Source organism: Kosmotoga sp. (assembly GCF_982836095.1).
The window spans coordinates 1-8,241 of the sequence record NZ_CEYIHJ010000052.1; the positions used below are offsets into that span (position 1 = coordinate 1).

General features: G+C 39.7%; 9 protein-coding genes and 1 pseudogene. 6 read left to right on the forward strand and 4 right to left on the reverse strand.

Translation table 11 applies throughout. The annotated features are described in order from the left end of the window. The 4 genes from AC3LHT_RS05020 to AC3LHT_RS05035 form a co-directional block, all read right to left on the reverse strand. The coding region (locus AC3LHT_RS05020; protein WP_488662156.1) for a BMP family lipoprotein at positions 1–675 on the reverse strand (675 nt) is incomplete at its 3' end. Continuing rightward, positions 672–2,978: a hypothetical protein gene (locus AC3LHT_RS05025; RefSeq protein ID WP_488662157.1), complete on the reverse strand. Its 2,307-nt coding sequence runs from the start codon at positions 2,976–2,978 to the stop codon at positions 672–674. The genes AC3LHT_RS05020 and AC3LHT_RS05025, both read right to left, overlap by 4 nt. 105 nt (positions 2,979–3,083) lie before the next feature. Next, complete coding sequence (gene udk, locus AC3LHT_RS05030; protein ID WP_290667056.1) at positions 3,084–3,692, reverse strand: uridine kinase; 609 nt, start codon at positions 3,690–3,692, stop codon at positions 3,084–3,086. A 9-nt stretch (positions 3,693–3,701) separates the two neighbouring features. After that, entirely contained in the window at positions 3,702–4,343 is a 642-nt protein-coding gene (locus AC3LHT_RS05035; RefSeq protein WP_488662158.1) for a redox-sensing transcriptional repressor Rex, read from the reverse strand. 141 nt (positions 4,344–4,484) lie between these two features. On the opposite strand from AC3LHT_RS05035, the gene AC3LHT_RS05040 reads away from it, so the two are divergent. The 6 genes and pseudogenes from AC3LHT_RS05040 to AC3LHT_RS05065 all read left to right on the forward strand — a co-directional run. Further along, positions 4,485–4,811 carry a hypothetical protein gene (locus AC3LHT_RS05040; protein WP_290644432.1) on the forward strand — a complete coding sequence of 109 codons (327 nt, stop codon included), beginning with the start codon at positions 4,485–4,487 and terminating at the stop codon, positions 4,809–4,811. Beyond that, positions 4,799–5,338, forward strand: coding sequence for a DUF4416 family protein (locus AC3LHT_RS05045; RefSeq protein ID WP_290644431.1), 540 nt, complete (start codon positions 4,799–4,801; stop codon positions 5,336–5,338). Before AC3LHT_RS05040 ends, AC3LHT_RS05045 begins: the two co-directional genes overlap by 13 nt. Next, positions 5,335–6,633: a 30S ribosomal protein S12 methylthiotransferase RimO gene (gene rimO / locus AC3LHT_RS05050; protein WP_488662159.1), complete on the forward strand. Its 1,299-nt coding sequence runs from the start codon at positions 5,335–5,337 to the stop codon at positions 6,631–6,633. Before AC3LHT_RS05045 ends, rimO begins: the two co-directional genes overlap by 4 nt. Next, the gene (pgsA, locus tag AC3LHT_RS05055) at positions 6,620–7,159 is read left to right on the forward strand and encodes a CDP-diacylglycerol--glycerol-3-phosphate 3-phosphatidyltransferase (RefSeq protein ID WP_290644429.1); all 540 of its coding nucleotides are present in this window, start codon (positions 6,620–6,622) and stop codon (positions 7,157–7,159) included. The genes rimO and pgsA overlap by 14 nt, the downstream gene beginning before the upstream one ends. A 1-nt stretch (position 7,160) precedes the next feature. Beyond that, positions 7,161–7,727: an RNA 2',3'-cyclic phosphodiesterase gene (thpR, locus tag AC3LHT_RS05060; RefSeq protein ID WP_290644428.1), complete on the forward strand. Its 567-nt coding sequence runs from the start codon at positions 7,161–7,163 to the stop codon at positions 7,725–7,727. Then, positions 7,717–8,241: pseudogene (locus AC3LHT_RS05065) on the forward strand (recombinase RecA family protein); the annotation flags it as partial. The gene thpR and the pseudogene AC3LHT_RS05065, both read left to right, overlap by 11 nt.

The window sequence follows — 8,241 nt, forward strand, 5'->3', positions numbered from 1 at the left end:
TTCGATAACGCCGTTACCACAAGCACCGGAAGCGTGGAAGACTATATCAGCACCTTCTGCAAACTGAGCAAGTGCAAGATCCTTACCTTTTTTTGGATCATTGAAGTCCATGGTGTAACCTCTGAGTATTTCAATAGTTTTTCCATGAAGTTCTTCGTAGACCCTTATTCCAGCTTCATAACCGTATCTGAATCTTTCAACAGGGGGTATTGGAATACCACCAACGAATCCAACGATATTGGTCTCTGTCATTGCAGCTGCAAGATAACCTGCCAAGAAAGCGCCTTCCTGTTCTTTGAAGATGTAAGTGGCTACGTTGTCAGCTTCTGCACCTTCTGGTGGAACGATATCGATACCGACGAAGTATGTGTCAGGGAACTGCGGAGCGACTTTAAAAAGAGCGTCAGTCATCATAAAACCAACAGCGAAAACGATGTCAGCTTCTTTTGCGGCGTTTGAAAGATTTGGAATATAGTCGGCCATTTCGTGAGACTGAACAACTTCCTTTTCAATACCAAGGAAATCTGCAGCTTTGACAATACCTTCCCAGGTTCCATCGTTAAAAGATTTGTCGCCAAGACCTCCAACGTCAGTAACCATAATAACTTTCAGCGCCATAACAGGAAGCGCTACGAGCAATACCAATGAGAGAACTAAAGCAATTCTTAACTTCATGCACTCTCCCTCCCTTTTTTGTAGGATATAAAGGCAAATATTTCAGCCAAAACAATTATAACCGTGAATATAACAAAAAACCAAATGTTCATTCCTGTGCTTACAGACAGTTTTAGATAAGGAGTTCCAGCCTGGACGAAAATATCGAGATTTCTCATGCCATAAGCCCCCACAAAAGCGATTACAATTAATATCCCTTCGAGTATAGAAAGGAAGAAGTTTCTGAATACAACCGTAGTCGCTACAAGAAGAAATACTCCAAGCAGAAGAACAGTGTATTTTGGTACTTTATATGGGGTAACCAAAGCAGAACGCGGTTCAATCTTCATCTCATCAGATATGGCAGTTTCTATGTCGTCAAGAGCGACCGTATATTCTGACTTGTCTTCCAGAGTCCTTTTGAGGTACTCCTCAAAATCCGCTCGAAGTGGGTTCCCTGCATAAGTAACAACCTTTTCTGCCATATTTTCAATGTTGTTGAGTGTCCTTTTGTATTGGGAATAATTCCTTTTGCTGCTTCTGACAAAGCTTTTAAAAGCTTTCTGCAGATCTTCGAATTGTGAAATATATGTCGGCTCATTTTCTATGGACAGGTAATCAGCAAAAGACGGTACTGAGAGTCTTAAACGCGTTCCTGATACCGAGAAAGTTGTTCCTGTGTTTTTCGCAAGATTGTTCAACATATTGGGTATTATGATGCGATAGCCTCTTTTCAGCTCGTTCAATTCAGCTGATACCAATGACGTTAGCTCTCTCATTTCAATGTTGAACAGAGAGTTTGGAGATTCAAAGAGATCGTCTTTCAGTGCATCATAATATATGGAATCATAAAATTCAGGATATTTTTCCATAGATAGCTCAGGAATGTTCTTGTATAGTTTGACAAATGGCAAACTCAAAGCCAGAACGATCAAAGCCAACGCGAGGAGATCAATAGCTTTCTTTTTCTTTGATAATACCCGCCCCAGCGTTATGAGGATAGCAAAAACAAACAGCGGGATTATTACAATGGCATACAGGGATAAATCAAAGGCGCTCTGGTAAGGATTTGATAGAAATAAAAGATAAAGGGTTTCAAAACCGACAATGATGTACAGGAGGTATTTCTTGAGAATCTTGAGATACGTCAATCCCAAAAAAATGATCAACGCATAAAACAAAATTCTGATCCAGCCAAGAGAAAGTTTTTTCGAAACGCTTGAAATAAACTCACCGGACAGCTCATTTCTTATTTGGCCTAGAGTGCTCAAAAGCGGGGCAACCATTTTTTTCGCTTCGCTGACAATATCTGCTTCTATGAGCCCTACTGGTGAGTAGTCATTGTTGCCAATCATTTTTAAGGCAAAGTTGAGTTGCATCATCATCATGTCATTCTTTGTGATTATAGCGCTTATCTTTTCGTAGTTGGGATCTTCCATAGAAATGTCGTTCTCAAAACCAGGGATGTTCATCACATTTATAGGCAAGCTCTCAGGAAAATAGGGAGCTTCCTGAATAAGGGAGAAAGATCTGTAAATCCACAGTTTCAACAGATTTTTAGTGGAATCTTCCAGACCCTCCAGGTCTTCAGGTAATCTGCTGGTTATGAAGTCAACTCTTTCTTCCACTTTGTCTTTGAACAAGGCGCTGACATCGTATTTTTTGTTTGAAATGTCTTGAATGGCTTTGGATAATTGTTTGAGAATTTCTTCATCGGTTATTGAAGCGATTTCTTCCTGTTCTGCAGGGTCCATCGCAACACTTAAATCAAAGTTACTAAAGGTATTGGGAATGGGAAGATTTCCCTCTGGAAAGCTTGATGGGCGTTTTTTTAATAACCCAAGTGAATAGGCTATCCAGCTTTCGTAAACCCGAGGAGCAACAGTTCTTATTCTCGAAGAATAACCGTTAAAAGTCAAAGAATAGGCTGGCATTTCGTTGATTGTACCCACCTGAAACTTCTTACCCGACACATCTGATACAACCCAAGAAAGGAAAGCACTGTAAGCAATTTTTTCCTCTCCAGTTGAAAAATAACTTTCATCAAGAGCTTTCATATGATCGGTTAACAAGTCAGGAATTGTCGTGGTGCTTTCTTTCTTTTCAACGCTTCCGGCTATTTGTAACTTGTAGAGCCTGTAAAGTGCAAGATCTTTAAGATCTTCCTTTAATTTGAGGATCACGGGCAATTGAGACTGTTCCTTTTTATAGTCTTCCACATATGTTTTAAAAGCCTTTGTAGCCTTTGCAGTATCGAAAGAAAAGGCAGTAGCAACTATAAGACTCAAAAAGACTAAAATAAGAACTATGGGGCGCTTGTTCACGGCTCCACCTCCGAAACATAACGAATTCAGGCATAATTACAAAGTTACGATACCACCAAATCTTTAGCCAGGCGTTACCTTCCGATTAACTAATTGCTTTATTATTTAGCGATATGATTTTAACATATTTTCTATTGCGTTGATTATGACTTTGAGTCCGGTTGCGTTTTCTACTCCATCAGGGAGGACGATATCGCAAAAATATTTTTGCGGCTCAATAAAGCTTTCGAAAGCAGGGGCAACGAATTTCCTGTATTGTGTGATTATGCTTTCAATGGACCTCCCTCTTTCTCTTGTATCTCTCTCTATTCTTCTGATCAGCCTTTCATCAGCAGGAGCATCGATGTAAACAGAAAAATCGAAAAGTTCTCTGAGCTCTTCGTTGTGCAATATCAAGATACCCTCAACAATAATTAGAGGTCTTGGTGAGAATAACTTGGAAATCCCGGACTCCCTTCTATAGGTTACCATGCTGTAAATAGGAGTGTGTATTTTCTTTCCTGCTTTAAGAGCCTTAAGGTGTTCTATAAACAGTTGAAAATCAAAGGCTTTTGGACTGTCAAAATTGAATTCGCGAGGATCAACTCCGGGCTCAAGATTTTTGTAATAGTCATCCATTGAAAGAATATCGGCACTCTTTCCAAAATGTTCCTTTATCTTCATGGCAACAGAAGTCTTACCAGCACCACTGCCACCAACGATTGCTACAAGCATTTGAACACCTCACTGTCTACTTTTCTGCATGGTTATTTGAAACGAAAGAGCCCTGAATGTAAGAGAGATGTCGATTTCTTCGAGGGGGAAATTTTCTGGTATGTTGAGCTTGGCAGGTGCAAAATTTATAATTCCCTCTATTCCCGAACCAATCATTAAATCAGCTACCTGTTGTGCATTATTGGCTGGAACAGTGATTACACCTATGTGGATTTTTTCCTTCCTGGCGACCCTTTCAAAATTTTTGAGATCTTCAACTACAAGCCCATTTTGAAGTTTTTTGCCGATTTTTTCAGAGCTGACATCAAAAATGGCTTTGATTTGATAACCACTTTTGGATAGACCAGGATAATTGGCAAGTGCCATGCCAAGATTGCCAGCTCCGACTATACAAACATTCCAGATTCTTTTGATCCCGAGAATTTCGGCAATACCATCCTGAAGGTGCCTTGTTTGATATCCGATGCCACGCTTCCCAAACTCACCGAAATAGGAAAGATCCTTCCGAACCTGACTGGCTTTGATATTTAGGCGATTTCCTAACTCCTGAGAAGAGATTGTTTCTTTTCCGCTTTTTATGAGATTTTCGAGACATCTGTAATAAACTGCCAGTCTTTTAATCGTGGGTTTTGGGATTTTCCTGTTTTCCATACTTTTTCACCCCTTTTTCAAATAAAGTCTTCCTGCTTGTGAAATTATATCACAATGAATGGTCTTTGAAATAATTCCGTAGTAGTCTAAGAGCAAGCATGATATAATTTTGTTGAAAAATATAGAAAAAGGACTGTTTTTGTGAGAAGTGAAATTTTTTTGGGATTTTTGTTCCTGCTATGCGTTGTGCTTTTTGCAGTCGATGTATTGCTGATTTCAACTGTGAAAAAGCTTAATACAGGCATGAGAACAGTCGTTGTGGACAGTGAAAATAGCGAAGTTAGCGTTAAAACAGGTGGTGAAATTTACAGAATCCCTAAAGAAAGCACTAAAGCTTTTACCCTTTTTAAGAATGAATCCCTCAGGATAACCAATAATGGGGACCTTTATCTTTTACGGTTCTTAGATAATGTATACGAAGTATCGATAGAAGAAGTTGAGGTGAAGTTAGAGAAATGGGACAAATGAGAAGAACCGAAATGGTGAACCTTGTGATGTTCATTTTTTCTTCCTATATAGATTATCGATTCACGGAACTTGAACCTATACTTGAGAAGGAATTCGGAGACATAGACTATCTCTCACGTACGCTTGATTTTGATAAATACACCTACTTTTACAATGAAGAGATGGGGCACAAGCTTCAAGGAAAGCTTGTAAGTTTTGTGCACTTAATACATCCTTCTGAACTTGCTGAAATTAAACTAAAAACAAATAAACTCGAAATGAATTTCGCAGTTGAAGGCAAGAGAAAAATCAACATAGATCCTGGCTATATACATCACACACAATTCGTGCTAGCTTCCACCAAACACTGGGCAAACAGAATATATATTGGCAGAGGGATCAACGCGGAAGTGACTTTGATGTTTTTAAATGGGGCTTTTAGGCCTCTTGAATATACGTATCCCAATTACAAAGATAAAGATTATATCGACGAGTTATCAAAAATCCGGGAACTCTATTTGAAGAAAAGAAAGGAATATTATAGATGAAAATTGGCATCCTCACACTTGGTTGTCCAAAAAATGTTGCTGATATGGAGAATTTCAAAGGAATTCTGGTGAGAAGGGGACATCAAATAGTAAATGATGCCTTAATTGCTGATTTGATAGTGATTGATACCTGCGGCTTTATTGAAGAAGCGAAGAAGGAAAGCATTGAGGAGATTCTCAACTTCTGCTCACTTAAAGAAGAGAATCCAGCTTTGAAAATTATAGCCACAGGTTGTTTAGTACAACGTTACTTCAATGATCTAAAAGCTGAAATCCCGGAGCTCGATGGACTTATCGGGGTGACTTCGCCCATGAAATTGGCGGATCTTTTGGAGAGAGGAACATTTTTCTACTTCAAACAACCGGTGGGAGTGTACGATTACATTGCTAGAGAATCCAGTAGTACTTACGCTTATGTAAAAATAGGAGATGGTTGTGACAGAAATTGTGCCTTTTGCTCTATACCCTCCTTTAAGGGGCGATCGAAAAGCAGGAAAATGGAGGATATCGTTTCTGAAGTTCAGGATCTGATATCCAGTGGAACCAAAGAAATAATACTTGTTTCTCAAGATAATACCCAATATGGGAAGGATTTTTATGGAAAACAGGCACTCCCGGATTTGTTGGAAAAACTTGATGACCTGAAAGACGGATTTTGGTTAAGAGTCATGTATTTACATCCCGATCATCTCAGCGAGGAAATTATAGATGCTATGGCATCTGCTAAAAATGTTGTGAAGTATTTTGACATACCCGTACAGAGTGGATCAAATAAAATATTGAAAGCCATGGGAAGATCTAAAAACCGGGAAGAACTCGTGGCCCTTTTTGAAAAGATAAGAGCGAAAATACCCGATGCAGTTTTGAGAACAACCATAATGATAGGCTTCCCTGGAGAAACTCTGGAAACGTTCAGGGAAACCCTTAATTTCATCAAAGAAATTAGATTTAATAAACTGGGAGGGTTTGTTTATTCTCCTGAAGAAGGGACCCCGGCCCATGGTGAAAAAATAACTATTTCAAAAGAGAAAGCTCAGGAGTTCCTCGAGGAACTGTTAGATGAACAAGACCGGATTTCACATGAGCTCAATCAACGCTTTCTGAAGCGAAAGCTAAAAGTACTAATAGAAGAGAAATCAGGAGATTTTTTAATTGGCAGATCTTGGCATTTTTCACCGGAAATCGACGGCAATGTTTATATTAAGGGAGAGTGTAGACCCGGAGAATTTGTCGAAGCGTTAATTACAGAAGTTTATGAAAATGATTTAGAGGGGATAGTTAATGAATATACCTAATATGCTGACATTATCAAGAATAGTGTTAACGATTCCAATCGTGGCTTTTTTGTATTTTGAGCCTGAAAGGTGGGCTTTGCTATCTTTTGCCATTTTTATCATTGCGGCGTTAACAGATTATTTTGATGGAAAGCTCGCAAGGAAATTGAATCAGATAACTACCTTCGGGAAGTTTTTGGACCAAATCTCTGATAAAATTATGGTCACCTCTCTATTCCTCGTTTTCATGTTTATAGGTAGAGTGAATTTCTGGTTAGTTTTTTTAATCCTTTTTAGAGATACTTTTGTTTCGGGAATAAGGATGCTTGCTGCTTCGGAGGGGATTGTTATAGCAGCAAATTATTACGGCAAAGCCAAAACGGTTACTCAGATAATTTTGCTGGTTTTTTTGTATCTACAGTTGATTTTGAGCTGGAACATTTCCACGATTATAATATCTCTTCAGTGCGTCGTTGCGTTGATAACCCTTCTAAGCGGCATTGTATATGTTTTTGGTTATCTGCGCAGTGGTGAAAGGGGGAAATAGCTTGAGAACCTTTATTGCCATTGATACCGGTCAGAAAATATCCGGGATTGTGGATACAGTTGTTGAGAGACTGAGGCGAATGGGTTTCAAAGCCTCCTGGGTTTCGGGAAATAATGCCCATTTGACATTGGCATTTCTCAATGATGTGGAAAAAGAAAAAGTTGAACTGGTTGCTTCGATGCTTTCGAAGCGCTTAAGGGGGTTTCCTACTTTCACATTTTCCACAGGAAAACTTGGATTTTTCCGGCACAAGAATCTCCCAAGGGTTATATGGATAGGCGTGAAGCCCTCTGCTATCCTGAATAATCTTTTTAGGGAGACAAGAGTGGCATTGGAAAGTCTCGGGTTCAGTGTTGAGGAGAGCTTTCATGCCCATATAACCGTTGGGCGCATGAAATTCAGTCCGCCATACTGGAAAAAACTCATTGAAACTGTTGAATTGGAGGAAGTAATCGTACCAGTGAATGAAGTATCCGTATTCAAATCCGAACTTTCACCGGAAGGAGCTAAGTACACAAAACTTTTTTCCTGTAGTTTTGAAGGAGGTTTGATAAAACATGATTTCTAAAGAAAAGAAAAATGCCCTTGAAAGAGCAATAAAGGAGATTGAAAAACAGTATGGGAAGGGCTCTGTAATGCTCTACGGAGATCAGGAAAACAGAAGCAATGTTGAGGTTGTTTCCAGCGGTTCACTTTCTCTGGATATTGCTCTTGGCGTAGGAGGTTATCCGCGCGGAAGGGTTGTTGAGGTTTATGGAGCTGAATCAAGCGGGAAAACAACTATCGCGCTTCACGCCATTGCGGAGGTTCAGAAAGCGGGCGGTATCGCCGCTTTTGTCGATGCAGAACACGCGTTGGATATGAGCTACGCAAAAGCCCTTGGAATAGATGTAGATAGTTTGCTTATATCCCAGCCAGACTATGGTGAACAGGCCCTGGAAATCGTTGAAGGGCTCGTAAGATCAAATGCTGTAGATTTAGTTGTTGTTGATTCTGTTGCCGCTCTGGTTCCAAGGGCAGAAATAGAAGGTTCTATGGGAGAATTACAAGTCGGCCTTCAAGCCAGGTTGATGTCTCAAGCC

Coding starts and splice junctions, on each gene's coding strand:
- AC3LHT_RS05035 (WP_488662158.1), bottom strand. CDS start 4,343: ATGGAAAACAGGAAAATCCCAAAACCCACGATTAAAAGACTGGCAGTT.
- rimO (WP_488662159.1), top strand. CDS start 5,335: ATGAAAATTGGCATCCTCACACTTGGTTGTCCAAAAAATGTTGCTGAT.
- pgsA (WP_290644429.1), top strand. CDS start 6,620: ATGAATATACCTAATATGCTGACATTATCAAGAATAGTGTTAACGATT.
- AC3LHT_RS05045 (WP_290644431.1), top strand. CDS start 4,799: ATGGGACAAATGAGAAGAACCGAAATGGTGAACCTTGTGATGTTCATT.
- udk (WP_290667056.1), bottom strand. CDS start 3,692: ATGCTTGTAGCAATCGTTGGTGGCAGTGGTGCTGGTAAGACTTCTGTT.